General features: G+C 66.4%; 18 protein-coding genes. 7 read left to right on the forward strand and 11 right to left on the reverse strand.

What is annotated here, in order from left to right:
* Positions 1 to 138 precede the first annotated feature (138 nt).
* A complete protein-coding gene (locus ACZI8W_RS08690; protein ID WP_463368095.1) occupies positions 139 to 1770 on the reverse strand; it encodes an ABC-F family ATP-binding cassette domain-containing protein in 1632 nt (543 codons plus the stop codon).
* A 164-nt stretch (positions 1771 to 1934) separates the two neighbouring features.
* On the opposite strand from ACZI8W_RS08690, the gene ACZI8W_RS08695 reads away from it, so the two are divergent.
* A complete protein-coding gene (locus ACZI8W_RS08695; protein WP_463368096.1) occupies positions 1935 to 3068 on the forward strand; it encodes a lycopene cyclase family protein in 1134 nt (377 codons plus the stop codon).
* 40 nt (positions 3069 to 3108) lie between these two features.
* Entirely contained in the window at positions 3109 to 4053 is a 945-nt protein-coding gene (ku, locus tag ACZI8W_RS08700; RefSeq protein WP_463368097.1) for a non-homologous end joining protein Ku, read from the forward strand.
* A gap of 25 nt (positions 4054 to 4078) precedes the next feature.
* Here ku and ACZI8W_RS08705 read toward each other — a convergent pair whose 3' ends face one another.
* The 8 genes from ACZI8W_RS08705 to ACZI8W_RS08740 form a co-directional block, all read right to left on the reverse strand.
* Positions 4079 to 4597 (reverse strand): MarR family winged helix-turn-helix transcriptional regulator, encoded by a 519-nt coding sequence (locus ACZI8W_RS08705; protein ID WP_463368098.1) that lies wholly within the window; start codon positions 4595 to 4597, stop codon positions 4079 to 4081.
* The gene (locus tag ACZI8W_RS08710; RefSeq protein ID WP_463368099.1) at positions 4594 to 5004 is read right to left on the reverse strand and encodes a metal-sulfur cluster assembly factor; all 411 of its coding nucleotides are present in this window, start codon (positions 5002 to 5004) and stop codon (positions 4594 to 4596) included. The genes ACZI8W_RS08705 and ACZI8W_RS08710 overlap by 4 nt, the downstream gene beginning before the upstream one ends.
* Positions 5001 to 5480, reverse strand: coding sequence for a Fe-S cluster assembly sulfur transfer protein SufU (sufU, locus tag ACZI8W_RS08715; protein WP_463368100.1), 480 nt, complete (start codon positions 5478 to 5480; stop codon positions 5001 to 5003). The genes ACZI8W_RS08710 and sufU overlap by 4 nt, the downstream gene beginning before the upstream one ends.
* Positions 5480 to 6736: a cysteine desulfurase gene (locus ACZI8W_RS08720; RefSeq protein ID WP_463368101.1), complete on the reverse strand. Its 1257-nt coding sequence runs from the start codon at positions 6734 to 6736 to the stop codon at positions 5480 to 5482. Before ACZI8W_RS08720 ends, sufU begins: the two co-directional genes overlap by 1 nt.
* 4 nt (positions 6737 to 6740) lie before the next feature.
* The gene (gene sufC / locus ACZI8W_RS08725) at positions 6741 to 7541 is read right to left on the reverse strand and encodes a Fe-S cluster assembly ATPase SufC (RefSeq protein WP_463368102.1); all 801 of its coding nucleotides are present in this window, start codon (positions 7539 to 7541) and stop codon (positions 6741 to 6743) included.
* 50 nt (positions 7542 to 7591) lie between these two features.
* Complete coding sequence (gene sufD, locus ACZI8W_RS08730) at positions 7592 to 8794, reverse strand: Fe-S cluster assembly protein SufD (protein ID WP_463368103.1); 1203 nt, start codon at positions 8792 to 8794, stop codon at positions 7592 to 7594.
* Positions 8795 to 10243, reverse strand: a complete 1449-nt coding sequence (gene sufB, locus ACZI8W_RS08735; protein WP_463368104.1) for a Fe-S cluster assembly protein SufB — start codon at positions 10241 to 10243, stop codon at positions 8795 to 8797.
* A gap of 91 nt (positions 10244 to 10334) precedes the next feature.
* A complete protein-coding gene (locus tag ACZI8W_RS08740) occupies positions 10335 to 11108 on the reverse strand; it encodes a helix-turn-helix transcriptional regulator (RefSeq protein WP_463368105.1) in 774 nt (257 codons plus the stop codon).
* A 178-nt stretch (positions 11109 to 11286) separates the two neighbouring features.
* Here ACZI8W_RS08740 and mptB point away from each other — a divergent pair, with 178 nt between their 5' ends.
* Genes mptB through ACZI8W_RS08760 form a run of 4 tightly spaced genes read left to right on the forward strand, consistent with a single transcriptional unit; the run spans position 11287 to position 15729 of the window.
* On the forward strand, positions 11287 to 12966 hold the full coding sequence (gene mptB, locus ACZI8W_RS08745) for a polyprenol phosphomannose-dependent alpha 1,6 mannosyltransferase MptB (protein ID WP_463368277.1): 1680 nt from the start codon (positions 11287 to 11289) through the stop codon (positions 12964 to 12966).
* Positions 12963 to 13907: an ABC transporter ATP-binding protein gene (locus ACZI8W_RS08750; RefSeq protein ID WP_463368106.1), complete on the forward strand. Its 945-nt coding sequence runs from the start codon at positions 12963 to 12965 to the stop codon at positions 13905 to 13907. The genes mptB and ACZI8W_RS08750 overlap by 4 nt, the downstream gene beginning before the upstream one ends.
* Positions 13904 to 14704 carry an ABC transporter permease gene (locus tag ACZI8W_RS08755; RefSeq protein WP_463368107.1) on the forward strand — a complete coding sequence of 267 codons (801 nt, stop codon included), beginning with the start codon at positions 13904 to 13906 and terminating at the stop codon, positions 14702 to 14704. The genes ACZI8W_RS08750 and ACZI8W_RS08755 overlap by 4 nt, the downstream gene beginning before the upstream one ends.
* 59 nt (positions 14705 to 14763) lie before the next feature.
* Positions 14764 to 15729, forward strand: a complete 966-nt coding sequence (locus tag ACZI8W_RS08760; protein ID WP_463368108.1) for a COX15/CtaA family protein — start codon at positions 14764 to 14766, stop codon at positions 15727 to 15729.
* A gap of 72 nt (positions 15730 to 15801) precedes the next feature.
* On the opposite strand, the gene ACZI8W_RS08765 is transcribed toward ACZI8W_RS08760, so the two are convergent.
* The gene (locus tag ACZI8W_RS08765; RefSeq protein WP_463368109.1) at positions 15802 to 16143 is read right to left on the reverse strand and encodes a hypothetical protein; all 342 of its coding nucleotides are present in this window, start codon (positions 16141 to 16143) and stop codon (positions 15802 to 15804) included.
* A gap of 22 nt (positions 16144 to 16165) precedes the next feature.
* On the opposite strand from ACZI8W_RS08765, the gene ACZI8W_RS08770 reads away from it, so the two are divergent.
* Positions 16166 to 17131 (forward strand): quinone oxidoreductase family protein, encoded by a 966-nt coding sequence (locus tag ACZI8W_RS08770; RefSeq protein ID WP_463368110.1) that lies wholly within the window; start codon positions 16166 to 16168, stop codon positions 17129 to 17131.
* A gap of 10 nt (positions 17132 to 17141) precedes the next feature.
* Here the strand turns inward: ACZI8W_RS08770 and ACZI8W_RS08775 are convergent, their stop codons facing one another.
* Positions 17142 to 18119 (reverse strand): heme o synthase, encoded by a 978-nt coding sequence (locus ACZI8W_RS08775; protein ID WP_463368111.1) that lies wholly within the window; start codon positions 18117 to 18119, stop codon positions 17142 to 17144.
* Between the last annotated feature and the right edge of the window lie 159 nt (positions 18120 to 18278).

Below are 18278 nucleotides of genomic sequence, written 5' to 3' on the forward strand. Positions count from 1 at the left end.
GAATCCTCCCGTCGCCTCGCCGAAGGTCCCAGAACCAGGCTAGTTCACGCAGGCAGCGCCCGGAGCGGATCGCGCAACGCCGACCGGATCGAGAACAGGAAAATCGAGGGCCGGGAGCATTGCTCCCGGCCTCGGTTGTCACGCCAGCTGAATCAGCTCGAGGTAGTCCTGAGACCAGTGGTCCTCAGTGCCGTCCGGCAACATGATGACACGCTCCGGATTCAGCGCCTCGGCAGCGCCCGGATCGTGCGTGACCAGAACCACGGCGCCTTCGTAGCTCCGCAACGCATCGAGTACCTGCTCACGGGAAATCGGATCGAGGTTGTTGGTCGGTTCGTCGAGCAGCAGCACATTCGCCGCGGACGACACCAGACCGGCGAGCGCCAGACGGGTTTTCTCACCACCGGACAAGGTTCCGGCCGGCTGATCGAGCTGCGGACCGGTGAACATGAATGCACCGAGGAGACCGCGCAAGTCCTGTTCACCGGCGTCGGGCGCCGCGTGCCGGATGTTCTCCCACACCGTCGCCGCGTCGTCGATCGTGTCGTGCTCCTGCGCGAAATAGCCCACCTTGAGGCCGTGACCGGGATCGAGTTCGCCGAGATCAGGGATCTCGACACCCGCCAGCAGGCGCAGCAGCGTCGTCTTTCCTGCACCGTTGAGTCCGAGGATCACGACACGGCTGCCACGGTCGATGGCCAGATCGACACCCGTGAAGATCTCGAGCGATCCATACACCTTGGTCAATTCCTTCGCCATGAGGGGTGTCTTGCCGCAGGCCGCGGGCGTGGGGAACCGGATTTTGGCAACCCGGTCGGCCACCCGGACGTCGTCGAGGTCGTCCAGCAGTTTCTCAGCGCGCTTCGCCATGTTCTGCGCCGCAGTAGCCTTCGTCGCCTTGGCGCCGAGCTTCGCGGCCTGTTTCTGCAGGGCCGAGGCCTTTTTCTCCGCGTTGGCGCGTTCGCGGCGGCGGCGAGCCTCGTCTGTCGCGCGGGCGTCGAGGTACTTCTTCCACCCCATGTTGTAAAGGTCGGCCTCGCCCCGCACGGCGTCGAGGAACCAGACTTTGTTGACCACGTCGGCGAGAAGGTCCACGTCGTGGCTGATGACCACGAGTCCACCCTCGTGGTTCTGCAGAAAACCACGCAGCCAGGTGATCGAGTCTGCGTCGAGGTGGTTGGTGGGCTCGTCGAGCAGCAGCGTGGTGTCGGACTTGCCGCCGGAGCCGTCGGATGCAGCGAACAGGATCCGCGCCAGTTCGACGCGGCGACGCTGGCCACCGGAGAGGGTGTGCAATGCCTGGCCGAGGACGCGGTCGGGAAGACCGAGGCTGTGGCAGATCCGGGCGGCCTCGGACTCGGCGACATACCCGCCGAGTGTCGAGAACCGTTCCTCGAGCGAACCATATTTGCGCACGGCACGGTCGCGAACCTTGTCGTCGGCCGCCTCGGCCATCAACGCCTGCTGTTTTTCCATGCTGCGGAGAATCTCGTCGAGCCCCCGCGCGGAGAGCACCCTGTCTTTGGCGAGGACGTCGAGGTTGCCTTCCTTCGGGTCCTGCGGGAGATACCCGAGGTCGCCCGAGCGGATCACGGTGCCCGCGTACGGCTCGCCCTCCCCCGCGAGAATCCTCAGGGTCGTGGTCTTCCCGGCGCCGTTTCTCCCGACCAGGCCGATCCGATCACCTGCCTGGATACGCAGCGCTGATCCCGGAGAGGAAAGCAGCGTCCGCGCGCCGGCGCGGACTTCCAGGTCGGTGGCGGTGATCACGAGTAAAGCTCCTCGATAAAGGGGAATCAGGTGTAAGCCATGATGCCGGATACGTGGCACATGAACCATTTATTTTACTGCGCCACGTACCGTTTCACGAGGTGAGATGCACTACGTCGACGGGAGCGGATTAGTGTGGCGACTGTGATCACCGCGAGGCCCCCTTGACCGCCGCGCAGACCGCGGATGTCCTGGTCGCGGGCCTGGGACCGTCCGGGCGCGCACTGGCGGCACGGTGCGCGCAGGCCGGTCTGACAGTGCGAGCGGTCGACCCGGCACCACAGCGGGCATGGACCGCCACCTACGGTGCGTGGGCCGACGAATTGCCCGTGTGGCTACCGGAGAATGCCGTCGCGGCCCGCGTCGAGTGCCCGGGCGCGTGGACCACCCGCCTCCAGGTCCTCGACCGTCCCTATGTCGTGTTCGACACTGCTGCTCTGCAACAGTCGCTGTCGCTCGAGTCGGTGACGGTCACCCAGGCCCGCGTCTGCGCGGTCGGTCCCGGTGAGGTGGTCCTCCACGACGGTCAGTGCTTGCGCGCCGCACACGTCGTCGATGCCCGCGGTGTCGCGGTCCCATCCGACTCCGCGCAGCAGACCGCGTTCGGGGTGGTGACCGACCCGTACACCGCGGCATCGGCCCTCGAGGATCGTTCGGCGTGGTTCATGGATTGGCGACGGGACAACGGCACCTCTGCGACCGATAGTCCGTCATTCCTGTACGCGGTGCCGTTGGACGATGACCGTGTTCTTCTCGAAGAGACATGCCTGGTGGGGCGGCCCGCGCTCCCCCTTGCCGAGCTGCAGCGAAGACTCACCACACGATTGTCCGCGCGCGGCGTCGAGATTGCTGCGACCGCCCCCGTGGAGCGGGTTCGGTTCTCGGTCGAAGGAGGGCTCCGGCGACGCCATGGTGTGCTCGACAATGGTGCGCTCGGCGTCGGTGCGTGTGGCGGTCTGATGCACCCGGCGACGGGGTACGCAGTCGCCACCGCGCTCGCTGCCGCGGATTCACTGGCGGCGGCAATCCGATCGGGGTCGGATCCCTCCCGGCTGCTGTGGCCGAGGTCTGCGCGCACTGTCGCGGCGCTGCGGGCAGTCGGGTTGCGGGTGCTTCTCGGCCTGCGCCCCGCGGAGGTCCCCGAATTCTTTGCCGCGTTCTTCGACCTGCCCCTCGATCGGCAACGCTCCTACTTGTCGGAACGAACCGACGTGGTGGGAACCCTCGATGCGATGCGCCGGGTGTTCTGCGCCGCTCCCTCCGGTGTGCGGCGGTCGATCCTGCGGGGGATCCGGTGAAGCCCCGGCGCGGGCGGACCGGGTCGATCATGATGGAACCATGCGATCGATCTGGAAGGGTGCCATCGCGTTCGGACTCGTGAACGTACCCGTCAAGGTGTACTCGGCCACAGAAAGCCACGACATCCGGTTCCACCAGGTCCACGCCGCCGACGGCGGGCGGATCAAGTACCAGCGAGTGTGCAGCGAATGCGGTGAGATCATCCCGTTCCAGGACATCGACAAGGCCTACGAATCCGATGAGGGCGTGCGCGTCGTGCTCACCGACGATGATTTCGAGAAGCTGCCCGCCGCCGAGAAACACGAGATCCCCGTCCTGCAGTTCGTCCCCATCGAGCAGATCGATCCGATCCTGTTCGAGAAGACCTACTATCTCGAGCCCGACTCCGCGTCCCCGAAAGCGTACGCACTGCTCGCGGCGACGCTCGAGCGCAGTGAACGCACCGCGCTCGTACATTTCACGTTGCGTCAACGTACCCGGCTCGCGGCCTTGCGGACCACCGACGGGATCCTCGTCCTGCAGGCTCTGTTGTGGCCGGACGAAGTTCGGGCCGCCGAGTTCGGGACGCTCGATGATGTAGCGGCACCGAGCGACAAAGAACTCGCGATGGCCGAGACCCTCGTCGAATCGATGTCCGACGACTTCGACCCCGCCGAGTTCACCGACGACTATCAGATGGAGCTACGCGCGCTGCTCGACGACGCGATCCAACGTGGGGGCGAGAAGGTCTTCCAGGTCGCCGAGACGTCGACCGAAGGTGAGGACGCCGAGGTTCTCGACCTCGTGGCTGCGCTGCAACGCAGCGTTACGGCCGCGGGTGGGAAGCAGGCCGCCGACAAGCAGGCCACGACGGAGTCGAGCGGGCGGAAGACGCCGGCGAAGAAGACTGCGACCAAGAAGGCGGCAGCCGAGAAAGCGGCGCCGAAGAAAACTCGAGCGCCCAAGAGCGCCACGAAGAAGAGTGCAGCGCGCAAACACGCCTAGACCGAACATGTCTGTTCGGCGGGCGTCAGCCGTCGTGAACCTCGATCGAGTCGCCGAGACGACCGAGAAGTTCGTTGAGTCGACGGATGTCTGCGCTTTCCCAGCCCGACAACCGCACACGCCACTGCTCGGTCTGCACCGATTCGAGTTCGCCGAGCCGCTCCCGGCACCACGGGGTCAGCGCCAGCAGGCGAGCACGTGCGTCGTTCGGGTCGGGTGTCCGCTCGACCAGACCGAGTCGCACCGTGCTGTCGATCCGGCGAGTGAGAGTGGACTTCTCGATACCGAGTTCCGCATGCAGATCGGCCATCGCCACGGCGTCCGCGCGGCGCAGAATCATCAGCATCGGGTAGCACACCGGATCGAGCCGGGGATGCACCGCCAGCGCACGGTCGCGGATCAATCGACGGACCCGGCGCCACAGGATCACCAACCCCTGTTCGATGCCTGGAATCGGATCGGCCTCAGAGACCGGATCGGCGGTTGCCGCCGCCCCTGAGGCCGCCGGCGGATCCGCCGATTCGGAGCTGCCTGTACCTGTCACACCGTGAAGCCGAGCGCACGCAACTGCTCGCGCCCGTCGTCGGTGATCTTGTCGGGGCCCCATGGCGGCATCCACACCCAGTTGATGCGCAGATCGTCGCACAGTCCGCTGCGCACCAGGGCGCCGCGGGCCTGATCTTCGATCACATCGGTGAGCGGGCATGCGGCCGAGGTCAGCGTCATGTCGATGGTGACGGCCTCGGCCGCCTCGGAGATTCCGTAGACGAGTCCGAGATCGACGACGTTGATGCCGAGTTCGGGATCGACCACATCGCGCATCGCTTCCTCGAGTTCATCGAGACGCACAGGGTCCATCGGTGGTGCCGTGTCGGCCACCAGGGCCGAAGCCGCCTCGTCGGTGGCCTGTTCGGTGTCGCCTACAGCGGTGTCAGGGGAGGGTTCGGTCATCGGTACTGTCCTCTGCTCGAAACGGTTTCGTCGTCGCTTGCGGTCTCTGCGATCTGCACGACCGCATCTTTGAACGCCATCCAGCCCAGCAACGCGCACTTGACTCGTGCCGGGTACTTCGCGACACCGGCGAAAGCGATGCCGTCGCCGAGTACATCCTCGTCGCCTTCGACGGTGCCGCGACTGCCCACCATTTCCGCGAAACTCGCAACGGTGGCCAGGGCTTCCTCGACGGGCATGCCGATCACCTGGTCGGTGAGGACCGAGGTGGCAGCCTGGCTGATCGAACAGCCCTGACCGTCGTAGGACACGTCGGCGACGACACCGTCGTCGAGATGCACCCGCAGAGTCACCTCGTCGCCGCAGGTCGGGTTGACGTGGTGGACTTCTGCGCCGTAGGGATCACGCAGTCCCCGGTGATGGGGGTGCTTGTAGTGATCCAGGATCACTTCCTGATACATCTGCTCCATCCGCATCAGCCACGCACCCCGAAGAAGTCCTGTGCGCGACGGATCGCGGCGCCGAGCGCAGCCACCTCGTCGAAGGTGTTGTACACCGCGAACGACGCGCGGGCGGTAGCGGCGACCCCGAAGCGCCGGTGCAGCGGCCACGCGCAGTGATGCCCGACACGGATTTCGACTCCGTCGTCGTCGAGGATCTGCCCGAGATCGTGAGCATGGATACCGTCGACGACGAACGACACCGCACCGCCGCGATGTTCCGCAGTGGTCGGGCCGATGATCCGCAGTCCGTCGATGCCGCCGAGTTCGGTCAAGGCGGCGGCGGTCAGTTCGTGTTCGTGTTCGGCGACGGCGTCCATGCCGATGTCCTGCAGATATCGCACGGCGGCACCGAGACCGACGGCCTGCGACGACATCGGAGAGCCGGCTTCGAATCGTTGCGGCGGTGCCGCAAACGACGTCGCGTCCATCGTCACGGTCTCGATCATCGAACCGCCCGTGATGAACGGCGGTATCTCGGCGAGGAGTTCGCGGCGCCCGTACAGGACACCGACACCGGACGGGCCGAGCATCTTGTGCCCGGAGAACGCGGCGAGGTCGACGCCGAGCGCACGGAAGTCCACCGCCATGTGCGGAACGGACTGGCATGCGTCGAGCACCACCAGCGCCCCGACCGCCTTGGCCCGGCGGACGATCTCCTCGACCGGCGCGACCGCACCGGTGACATTGGACTGGTGGGTGAACGCGACCACCTTCACGGCGTCGGTGAGTTCCAGCGAATCGAGGTCGATACGGCCGTCGTCGGTCACCCCGTACCAGCGCAGCCTCGCGCCGGTACGCTGCGCGAGTTCCTGCCACGGCACCAGGTTGGCGTGGTGCTCGAGTTCGGTGATGACGATCTCGTCGCCCGGACCGAGGCGGTGCGCGAAACGGGCGTCGGCGAAGGCGTAGGTGACGAGGTTGAGCGACTCGGTGGCATTCTTGGTGAACACCACCTCGTCGGGGTCGACCCCCACGAACGAGGCGATGACGGCGCGTGCGCCTTCGTATGCGTCGGTCGCTTCTTCCGACAACGCGTGCGCACCGCGGTGTACCGCGGCGTTGCATGTGGTGAGGAAGTCGCGTTCGGCGTCGAGCACCTGCACGGGACGCTGCGAGGTCGCCCCCGAGTCGAGGTAGACCAGCGGCTTGTCGTCGCGCACCGTGCGCGCGAGAATCGGGAAGTCCTCCCGTATCCGAGTGACGTCGAACGTCCGCACCGGCACCGTCATACGGTCACGCTCCCTGGGTGTCAACCGTCGCTGCAGCGGCGGTGAAACGCTCGTAGCCGTTCGCTTCGAGTTCGTCGGCGAGCTCGGGGCCGCCGGATTCCACGATCCGCCCGCCGACGAACACGTGCACATGTTCGGGCTTGATGTAGCGCAGGATGCGTGTGTAGTGGGTGATCAGCAGGACACCGCCGTGCTCACGCTCCCGGTAGCTGTTGACGCCGTCGGACACCACTCGAAGCGCATCGACGTCGAGACCGGAATCGGTCTCGTCGAGGATCGCGATCTGCGGCTTGAGCAGCCCGAGCTGCAGGATCTCGTGGCGCTTCTTCTCGCCGCCGGAGAAGCCCTCGTTGACGCTGCGCTCGCCGAAGGCGGGATCGATGTCGAGTTCGTTCATCGCCTCCTTGACCTCTTTGACCCAGTGGCGCAACTTGGGAGCTTCGCCACGGGTGGCAGTGGCGGCGGTGCGCAGGAAGTTCGACATCGACACGCCCGGCACCTCGACGGGGTACTGCATGGCGAGGAACAGTCCGGCGCGGGCACGCTCGTCGACGCTCATCTCGAGGACGTTCTCACCGTTGAGGGTGATCGAGCCGGAGGTGACCTCGTACTTGGGATGTCCGGCGATCGCGTAGGACAGCGTGGATTTGCCGGAGCCGTTCGGACCCATGATCGCGTGGGTCTCGCCGGAGCGGACGGTGAGGTTCACGCCCTTGAGGATGTCGATCGGCTCCGCGTTCGCGTCGGTCTGCGCGACACGCGCGTGCAGGTCGTTGATCTCGAGGACGTTCTGAGGGTTGGACATCGGTCTACTGAATTCCTTCGAAAGTCAATGGGAGTGACGGCGGGGGTGGATCAGACGCCGACCGCAGCGAGTTCGGCCTCGACCGCGGCTTCGAGACGCGCGCGGACCTCGGGCACGGTGATCTTCTCGAGCAGTTCATGGAAGAAGCCGCGCACGACGAGACGTCGAGCCTGATCCTCCGGAATACCGCGGGCACGCAGGTAGAACAGCTGTTCGTCGTCGAAACGGCCGGTCGCGGACGCATGTCCGGCCCCGACGATCTCGCCGGTCTCGATTTCGAGGTTCGGCACCGAGTCGGCGCGCGCCCCATCGGTGAGTACCAGGTTGCGGTTGAGTTCGAAGGTGTCGGTGCCCTCGGCCTCGGCGCGGATGAGGACGTCGCCGATCCACACCGTGCGCGCATCCGGCCTACCCGAATCGGGGTCGCCCTGGAGCGCACCCTTGTACACCACATTCGACTTGCAGTGCGGCTGCGAGTGATCGACGAGCAGCCGCTGTTCGAGATGCTGTCCGTCGTCGGCGAAGTACAGACCGAGCAGTTCGGCGTCGCCTCCGGGGCCGTCGTATTTGGCCGTAGCCGAGATGCGTACCAGGTCGCCGCCGAGCCCGACGGTGAAATGCCGCAGCACGGCGTCGCGCCCGAGGCGGGCATGGTGTGCCGCGACGTGCACGGCATCGTCGGCCCAATCCTGGATCGCGACGATCCTCAGCTGCGAGCTGTCGCCGAGCACGAACTCGACGTTCTCCGCAAAGGTGCCGCTGCCCTTCTGGTCCAGCACGACAGTGGCCTGCGCGAATGCGTCGAGCCGGATCTGCAGGTGCCCGAAGGCCACATGGTCTTCGCCCGGCCCCGTCACAGTGATGGTGACGGGTTCGGCGACCTCGACCTCGCGACCGACGGTGACGACGGTCGCTGTCTCGAACGACGAGTACGCCTGCGCCGCGACCCGGTCGAACGGCACACCGCCCTGACCCAGTCGGGTGTCGTCGCGGCCGACGGTCTCGACACCGACACCGACACCGTCGACTTCGCTGACCTCGATGGTCGCGGAACCATCGGCGACGGCAGTGCCATCGTGTAGTCCCCGCAGTCGGCGCAGGGGGGTGAACCGCCACGCCTCGTCGCGGCCTCCGGGGATCTCGAAAGCATTCACGTCGAACGACGTGAACACTTCTCCCTTGTTGGTGGCAGGCACAGCCTGCGGGTCCGCGACCGGTGCGGCGGTGGGAATGTTCTTCGCTTCCGCAGTCATTTAGCCGACTGCCCCTTCCATCTGCAGTTCGATGAGCCGGTTGAGCTCGAGTGCGTACTCCATCGGCAGTTCCTTGGCGATGGGCTCGACGAAACCGCGCACGATCATCGCCATCGCCTCGTCCTCGTTCAGGCCGCGGCTCATCAGGTAGAACAACTGATCGTCGCTCACCTTGGAGACGGTGGCCTCGTGGCCCATCGTCACGTCGTCCTCGCGGATGTCGACGTACGGGTAGGTGTCGGAGCGGCTGATCTGGTCGACGAGCAGTGCGTCGCACTTGACGGTCGACTTCGAGCCGTAGGCGCCCTTGTTGACCTGCACGAGCCCGCGGTAGGAGGAGCGCCCGCCCGCGCGCGCGACGGACTTCGACACGATCGTCGAGGACGTGTGCGGCGCCAGGTGCAGCATCTTCGCGCCGGTGTCCTGGTGCTGGCCCTCACCGGCGAACGCGACCGAGAGCACCTCACCGCGGGCGTGTTCACCCATCATCCACACCGCGGGGTACTTCATCGTCACCTTCGAACCGATGTTGCCGTCGATCCACTCCATCGAGCCGCCTGCCTCGACCTTGGTGCGCTTGGTCACCAGGTTGTAGACATTGTTCGACCAGTTCTGAATCGTCGTGTAACGGCAGTGGCCGCCCTTCTTGACGATGATCTCGACGACCGCGGAGTGCAGCGAGTCCGACTTGTAGATCGGCGCCGTGCAGCCTTCGACGTAATGGACGGAGGCGTCCTCGTCGACGATGATCAGCGTGCGCTCGAACTGGCCCATGTTCTCGGTGTTGATCCGGAAGTAGGCCTGCAGCGGGATGTCGACGTGCACACCGGGCGGGACGTAGATGAACGAGCCACCCGACCACACCGCGGTGTTGAGCGCGGAGAACTTGTTGTCGCCGGCCGGGATCACCGTGCCGAAATACTCCTGGAACAGTTCGGGGTGCTCGCGCAAACCTGAGTCGGTGTCGAGGAAGATCACACCCTGCGACTCGAGGTCCTCTCGGATCTGGTGGTAGACCACCTCGGATTCGTACTGGGCGGCGACACCTGACACGAGGCGCTGCTTCTCCGCTTCCGGGATACCCAGCTTGTCGTAGGTGCTCTTGATGTCGTCGGGCAGGTCGTCCCAGCTCGCGGCCTGTTTCTCCGTGGAACGCACGAAGTACTTGATGTTGTCGAAGTCGATCCCGTCGAGATTCGAGCCCCACACCGGCATCGGCTTCTTGTCGAAGGTGCGCAATGCCTTGAGGCGGATATCGAGCATCCACTCGGGCTCGTTCTTCTTCGAGGAGATGTCGCGCACGACGTCCTCGGACAGGCCTCGCTGCGCCACCGCGCCGGCGGCGTCGGAGTCCGACCAGCCGTACTCGTAGTGGCCGAGAGACTCGATGGCCTCTTCCTGCGTCAGCGGTGTGCCGGCGCTGGACGTCTGGTCCGATGTGACGGTCATGCGGGCTCCTTCCGGAGTGGGGTGGTTGTCGGCGCGGGCTGTACCGACGGACGAACTTCGGGTTGTCTGGTGTTCGGCTGTTCTCGGCGGATCACGGGCTCGGCGGCTCCTTGGCCGGCAGGACCGACGCCGAGGTCTCTTTGGCCGGGAGGACCGGCACGTGGGTCGTGCAGAACGCGTCGCCGTTGGCGATCGTCGCGAGACGTTGCACGTGACTACCGAGCAGCTGCACGAATGCGTCTTGTTCGGCTTCGCACAGTTCGGGGAACTCCTCGGCGACGTGGGAGACCGGGCAGTGGTGCTGGCAGATCTGCACACCGGTACCCACCCTGCGAGTCGACGCCGCGAATCCCGCCGCGCTGAACGCCTCGGCGATCTCGTCGGCGACCGTGTCGATCTGGTCGTCCGATTCGGCGGGTTCGATCCCGCCCACGATGGATTGGACCCGGCGGCGCGCGAAATCCTCGATCGCGGCGGCGCCGCCGAGTTCCCGCAGGTGTCGCATGGCCGCGCCGGCGAGATCGTCGTACGAGTGCCCGAGCCGGGCACGACCGACGGAGGTGAGCTGGAAACGTCGTGCGGGCCGGCCGCGGCCTCGGGTCTTCGCGCGCGGCGGCACGACGGACTGAGCCTCACCCGAGTCGATGAGGGCATCGAGGTGCCTGCGCACGCCTGCTGCGCTCAGACCGAGCCGCTCTCCGATGGCGGTGGCGGTGATCGGTCCGTTCTCGACCAGCAACTGCACGACCGCGGCGCGCGTTTGACCTTCCTGGTGTTCACGTCCGGCCGCGAGACGCGCAGAACCACCGGCAGGCGTTTGACCTGCACGTTCTGCATGCTCCACGAACTCTGACGGGCTTTTCACAACACCAGTGTGACGGAATTCAGGACGTCGGTCCACCAAGGGTGCCCTTCCTCACCGTGGGAACAGACGCCACACCGCGCGCATTCCGGGCGTTCCCCGCGCCCGTTAGGCTTCCTGAGTGCCGTCGACTTCACCCGAACCCGATTCAGCCTCGGATCACGCCTTCGACGGGCCCGGAATCGGCACTCGCGCGCTCACGCTCGCTCGACGTGCCCTCGGCATCGACGGCCGGGGCGCACGACTCGATGTGGCCACCGTCCTGCACGGCGACGAGGCCGAAGGACGCGGGCTCGATGGCACCGAGACTGTCCAGTTGCACCGCATCCGGCTGTTCGGCGCGACCGGCGCCGTCCTCATGGCCGTCGGCGCACTCGGCGCCGGAGCACAACCGGTACTGCAGAATCCCGTACAGGGTGTCCGCGCACTCGGGCTCGCCGCCCGGATGCCCAGCGCCGCACTGACCCTGACGATGACGGGAACGGTCCTTGTCGTCCTTGCGTGGCTTCTGCTCGGGCGTTTCGCAATCGGCCGCAGCGACCCCGACGGACAACCGCGCCGGCTGACCCGGTCGCAGCTCGATCGCACCCTGTTGTTGTGGATCCTCCCCCTGATCGTCGCGCCGCCGATGTTCAGCAAGGACGTGTATTCCTATCTCGCGCAGAGCGAGATCGCCGCACGGGGCATGGACCCGTACGGTATCGGCCCCGCCGGTGCGCTCGGCGTCGATCACGTACTGACCCGGACGGTGCCGAACATCTGGCGCGACACCCCCGCCCCGTACGGGCCCGCCTTCATCTGGCTCGGCGAAAAGGTCACCTTCCTGACCGGCGAGAACATCGTCGCAGGGATCTTCGTGCACCGGCTGTTCGCCTTGCTCGGCGTGGCGTTGATCGTGTGGGCCCTGCCACGCCTCGCTCGGAGATGCGGCGTGGCATCGGTCAGCGCACTGTGGCTCGGTGCGGCGAACCCGCTTCTGTTGTTCCACCTGGTGGCGGGCATCCACAACGAGGCTTTGATGCTCGGACTCATGCTCGCCGGTGTCGAACTGGCGTTGCGGGGGGTCTACAGCGACACCGGCCGCACGCCGCGATGGCAGGTCGTCGCATGGCTTGCCGCAGGCACGTCGGTGATCGCGTTGTCATCGATGATCAAGGTGCCGTCGCTGCTCGCTCTCGGCTTCGTCGGTATGGCGCTGGCCCGCAGATGGGGCGGATCGGTGCGCTCGGTACTCACGGCGGCGGCGGCACTCGGCGTCGTTGCCGTCGCCGTGATCGCGGCGATCAGCTGGGGCAGCGGCCTCGGATTGGGCTGGACCGACACTCTGAGCACTGCCACCGAGGTCCGCAGCTGGATGTCGGTGCCGACCCTGCTCGGCGTGGGCACCGGCCTGGCCGGAGTACTGCTCGGTCTCGGCGACCACACCACCGCGGTGTTGTCCATCACACGGCCCATCGCCGCGCTGGTGGCGGCGTTCGTCACGGTGCGAATGCTGCTGGCCGTCCTGACCGGGCGAGTGCATCCCGTCGGCGCACTGGGTGTCTCGCTGGGCGCGATCGTGCTGTTGTTCCCGGTGGTCCAGCCTTGGTATCTGTTGTGGGCGGTGATTCCGCTGGCGGCGTGGGCGACCCGGCCGATCTTCCGCATCCCGACGGTCGTGTTCTCGTCGGTGGTCAGCGTGATTCTGATGCCCAACGGTGGCGAATACCAACCGTTCATCATCGTGCAGGCGGCCATCGCCACAATCGTCGTCGCGGGTCTCATGATCGTCGCGACCCGCACTCTGCTGCCGTGGCGCGATGAGGATCACCTACCGGCGCGCCCCACAGAATCCGCGGACGCCTACGCTGGCAACCCGTGACCTCGAAATCTGCCGCAGGTGCGGCTCCGGCCGTGTGCCTGGACAGCGTCGTCAAGAAATTCGGGGGTGTGCCCGCGGTCGACGGACTCGATCTGACGGTCGAACCCGCTCAGGTGCTTGCCCTGCTCGGTCCCAACGGTGCAGGCAAAACCACCACCGTGGAGATGTGCGAAGGGTTCGTCACCCCCGATGCGGGCACCGTTCGCGTCCTCGGACTCGACCCGATCACCCAGTCCGACCTCCTGCGGCCACGGATCGGAGTCATGCTGCAGGGCGGCGGCGCCTACCCGGGTTCCAAGGCCGGGGAGATGCTCGATCTAGTCGCGGCCTACTCCGCCGATCCGCTCGATCCCGCTTGGCTGCTGCACCGCCTCGGCCTGGAGGATTCCCGTCGCACCCCGTACCGGCGGCTCTCCGGCGGGCAGCAGCAGCGTCTTGCGTTGGCGTGCGCGCTCGTCGGGCGCCCCGAACTGGTGTTCCTCGACGAACCCACTGCCGGATTGGACGCGCAGGCCCGGTTGCTGGTGTGGGAACTGATCGACGCCCTGCGCCGCGACGGAGTGAGCGTACTGCTCACCACCCATCTGATGAACGAGGCAGAGGAGCTCGCCGACGAAATCGTCATCATCGATCACGGCAAGGTCGTCGCCTCGGGCACTCCCGAGGAGGTCACCCGGACCGGCGCGGAGGGCCAACTGTGGCTGTCGGCGCCACCCGACCTCGACGTCGACTCGTTGCGGACTGCGCTGACGGACCCCTACCGGGTGCGTGAAGCGCTACCCGGTCGTTATCTCGTCGAAGGCGATATCGATCCGTCCGTGGTCGCCGCGGCCGCCGCATGGTGCGCCGAGCAAGGTGCGCTGGCCACCGAGATCCGGGTCGACCAGAGAAGCCTCGAGGACGTGTTCCTCGAACTCACAGGACGGGAACTGAGAGGTTGAGTGTGACGCCCCGCGACCGCTTGGTCGACAACCGATTCACCCCCGGCACCTTCACGCCGGATCCGCAGCCCAACACACCTGTGAAGATGCTCGCCGCGCAGACCCGGATGGAACTGACGCTACTGCTACGCAACGGCGAGCAGCTTCTGCTGACGATGTTCATCCCGATCACCCTGCTGGTCGGACTCACCCTCCTGCCCCTCGGGGATCTCGGCGACGCCCGCGTCGATCGGGTGCTGCCCGCGGTGATGATGGTCGCGGTGATGTCCACCGCGTTCACCGGTCAGGCAATCGCGGTCGGATTCGACCGCAGATACGGTGCACTGAAAAGGATCGGCGCGACTGCCCTCCCAAAATGGGGCATCATTGCAGGTAAGAGCGCCTCGGTAGCGATCGTAGTGGCGATGCAGTCAATTCTCCTGGGTGGCATCGCACTCGCGCTGGGCTGGCGTCCCAGCGCGGGGGGACTGCTCATCGGAGCAGTGGTCATCGCCCTGGGCACAGTGATGTTCGCGACCGTCGGGCTTCTTCTCGGCGGCACGATGCGCGCAGAGATCGTGCTGGCGGTCGCGAACATCGTGTGGTTCGTCCTGCTCGGCATCGGCAGTGTCGTGCTCCTCGACAACGTGATCCCCGAAGCACTCGTGCACGTGGTGCGGCTGGTGCCGTCGGGCGCATTGACGCTCGCGCTCGACTCGGCGATCGCGGGTGCGGTCGACTGGTTGTCGATCGTGGTGATGGCGGTGTGGGCCCTGCTCGGTGGCGCAGCCGCTGCCCGTTGGTTCCGGTTCACCTGACATTCGACCGAAACACCCCAACTACAGGCCGTAGTGGACAGAGACGTACTATCGTGGCCGTGCTGTATCGCGGCTATATGAGTCTTGTCGACCGTCTCCCTCTGCCGTCCCTGCGGACACAGCGGATCATCGCGTTCCTGTCGATCGTGGTGCAGGGCGGCATCGCCGTGACCGGATCCGTGGTGCGCGTCACCGCATCCGGGCTCGGCTGCCCCACATGGCCGCAGTGTTTTCCCGGTTCCCTGGTTCCCGTCGGTGTGTCCAGCGGTGTGAACACGCTGCACCAGATCGTGGAATTCGGGAACCGGTTGCTCACCTTCGTCGTGGTCATCGCCGCGGCCGCGATCGTGCTCGCAGTCACGCGTGCACGTCGCCGGCGCGAAGTCATCGCCTGGGCGTGGCTGTTGCCCGCCGGCACAGTACTTCAAGCGATCATCGGCGGTATCACCGTCCTGACCGGTCTGTTGTGGTGGACGGTCGCCATCCACCTGTTGGTGTCGATGGTGATGGTGTGGCTGGCCACCGTGCTCTTCGCGAAGGTCGGCGAACCCGATGACGGGGTCGTGGTGCAGATACTCCCCCAGCCCCTACGGTGGCTGACCGCCCTCTCCGGTGCCGCGCTCGCCGCGGTCCTGATCGTCGGCACGATGGTCACCGGCGCGGGCCCGCACGCAGGCGACAAGAGCGTCGATCGACCGGTACCGCGCCTGGACATCGATATCACCACGCTCGTGCACCTGCACGCCGAGGCTCTCGTCGCCTATCTGGCGTTACTCGTCGGTCTCACCTTCGCGGTGTACGCGGTGAGCGCCACCGACGCTGTGAAGCGGCGTCTCAAGGTCGTACTGGCCCTCGTCGTCGCGCAGTCCTCGATCGGTCTGATCCAGTTCTGGACTGACGTACCGGCTGTGCTCGTGGTCATGCACGTCGCCGGCGCGGGCTTGTGCACCGCAGCGACCGCAGCCGTCTGGGCTGCAGGGCGGATTCGTACCGATACACCGGACCGCGAGCCCATCGCAGTCTGAGTTTCCTGCACAGAGAAGACTTCGGCCGCCCGATGATCTCGGGCGGCCGATACGTTCGTCAGGCGGGCGCGGTCAGCGTTCGTTGCGCGCTTTCGGGAAGCGGGTCTGCTTCGCGACCCAGCCTGCCATCTTCTTCCAGTGCCCCTGGGCCGGTGTGGCGATGCTGGTCACCTCGCGTTCCCACCCGGAGACGGAGACGCCGGGCAGTGCCTCGACCACAGCGTGAGCGGTCGGCAGGTCGGCGACCACACGATCACCGAGCACACCGTCTTCGGCGACGACGGTGATCCGCACACCGGAGTATCCAATGGGCTGGATGACCGCCTTCGCGGTCTCGCCGTGCTCGGCGACGAAGCTGCGGAGGGACGAGACGATGTCGGCCGGTGCCGGCGCGGTCTGGGTTTCGACGCTCATGACTGCAGAATACTGTGGTCGTATGCGCGCAATCCAAGTGGCACAGTACGGCGGTCCGGAAGTCCTCGTCCCGACCGAACTCCCCGACCCCGAACCCGGCCCCGGCGATCTTCTCGTCCGGACCGACGCCATCGGCGTCAACTTCATCGACACTTATTTCCGGAGCGGGATGTACGCCACGGATCTGCCACACGTCCCGGGTTCGGAAGGGACCGGCACAGTCGTGGGCATCGGCTCCGATGTCGCCGACATCGCCGTCGGGCAGCGGGTGGCGTGGTGCGCGGCGCCGGGTTCGTACGCCGAACTGGTCCGCGTCCCGGCAGCAGTAGCGGTGCCCGTGCCGGACGCGGTACCCGCCGAGCAGGCCGCGTCGGTGCTGCTGCAAGGAATGACGGCGCACTATCTGATCGAATCGACTTATCCGGCGCAGCCCGGCGACACCGTGCTCGTGCACGCGGGGGCGGGGGGCGTGGGGCTCCTCCTGACCCAGCTCGCCATCGCCAAAGGCGTCCGCGTGATCACCACGGTCTCGACCGACGAGAAGGAGACCCTGTCGCGCCAGGCGGGTGCCGCCGAGGTACTACGCTACGACGACGATCTCGCCGATCAGGTGCGGTCGCTCACCGGCGGTGACGGAGTGGCCGCGGTGTACGACGGGGTCGGCGCCTCGACTTTCGAAGCGTCGTTGGCGTCACTGCGCATCCGCGGCACCCTCGCGTTGTTCGGAGCGGCGAGCGGCCCGGTGCCCCCATTCGATCTGCAGCGCCTCAATCCGGCCGGGTCGTTGTTCGTCACCCGTCCGACGTTGGCGCACCACACGCTGACCCGCGAAGAGCTGCGGTGGCGCTCCGGTGACGTGTTCGCGGCGATCGCAGCGGGAACGCTGACCATCCGGATCGGCGCGACGTATCCCCTCGCCGACGCAACCTCGGCGCACAGCGACCTCGAGTCGCGGCGCACCACCGGATCGATCGTGCTGCTCCCCTGAGCGAACTGACTCAGAAGTACGACCCGATGGTCGCCAGATCCAGCACCGAATCGACTGCCAGGCCGAGGCACACGACCGCGAGGTAGTTGTTGGATTGCAGGAACAGCTTGAGTGGTTTGACGGACGCGCCGCCGCGAACGCTGTTGTAGAGCTGGTGCGCGACGAACAAGAACCACACTCCCGCCAGCACCGTGACCACGGCGTAGACGACACCGGCGGCAGGCACGATGACCAGTGTCGCGAGGACCGTCGCCCACGTGTAGAACAGGATCTGCTTGGTGACATGCTGCTCGGTGGCGATCACCGGAAGCATCGGCACCCCGGCTGCCTTGTAGTCCTCCTTGTAGCGCATCGCGAGCGCCCAGGTGTGCGGCGGGGTCCAGAAGAAGATCACCAGGAACAATACGATCGGTTCCCAGCTCAACGACCCGGTGACCGCGGCCCAGCCGACCATGACCGGCATGCACCCTGCGGCCCCGCCCCACACGACGTTCTGCCAGGTGCGACGCTTGAGCACCATCGTGTAGACGAGAACGTAGAACGCGATCGTGGCCACGATCAGCAGACCCGCCAGCAGATTGGCGCGCCACCACAGCCACACGAACGATGCGATGCCGAGGACCATGCCGAACACGAATGCGTGGCGGGTCGGTACCGCCTGACGCGCCAGCGGACGCAGCGCCGTGCGCTTCATCACCTTGTCGATGTCGGCGTCGACGACACAGTTGAGGGCGTTCGCGCTCGCCGCACCCATCCAGCCACCGAACAACGTGCTCAGGATCAAACCGATGTCGACCTGGCCACGATCCGCGAAGAGCATCGCGGGAATCGCAGCGACCAGCAGTAGCTCGATCACCCGCGGTTTCGTCAACGCGAGATAGGCGAGAACCGTGCCGGAAATACGGCCCCAGGCGGTGTCCGGTCGTGGCGTGGCGGGAACCTCCGGGGCGCCCAAGCCGTGACCTCCCGGTCGCCGCCCTGCTCGCACACTGTCTCCTTGCACCACGCGAATACGCACCTTCGCTCGCCCGCTCACGGTCGCCCGGTCGTTCGGACGCACCACTACTACGGACGATGGTAGACCGCGGCCATCTACGCACCGAATCGACCCGCTCACCACCGGGCATTACTCTGGAGGTGCGCGTGG

This window comes from Rhodococcus ruitaii, from assembly GCF_055230935.1.

Bases quoted from the DNA above. Each gene is read 5' to 3' on its own strand.
- ku (WP_463368097.1), top strand. From the start codon at position 3,109: ATGCGATCGATCTGGAAGGGTGCCATCGCGTTCGGACTCGTGAACGTA.
- ACZI8W_RS08710 (WP_463368099.1), bottom strand. From the start codon at position 5,004: ATGACCGAACCCTCCCCTGACACCGCTGTAGGCGACACCGAACAGGCC.
- sufU (WP_463368100.1), bottom strand. From the start codon at position 5,480: ATGCGGATGGAGCAGATGTATCAGGAAGTGATCCTGGATCACTACAAG.
- ACZI8W_RS08720 (WP_463368101.1), bottom strand. From the start codon at position 6,736: ATGACGGTGCCGGTGCGGACGTTCGACGTCACTCGGATACGGGAGGAC.
- sufC (WP_463368102.1), bottom strand. From the start codon at position 7,541: ATGTCCAACCCTCAGAACGTCCTCGAGATCAACGACCTGCACGCGCGT.
- sufD (WP_463368103.1), bottom strand. From the start codon at position 8,794: ATGACTGCGGAAGCGAAGAACATTCCCACCGCCGCACCGGTCGCGGAC.
- sufB (WP_463368104.1), bottom strand. From the start codon at position 10,243: ATGACCGTCACATCGGACCAGACGTCCAGCGCCGGCACACCGCTGACG.
- ACZI8W_RS08765 (WP_463368109.1), bottom strand. From the start codon at position 16,143: ATGAGCGTCGAAACCCAGACCGCGCCGGCACCGGCCGACATCGTCTCG.
- ACZI8W_RS08770 (WP_463368110.1), top strand. From the start codon at position 16,166: ATGCGCGCAATCCAAGTGGCACAGTACGGCGGTCCGGAAGTCCTCGTC.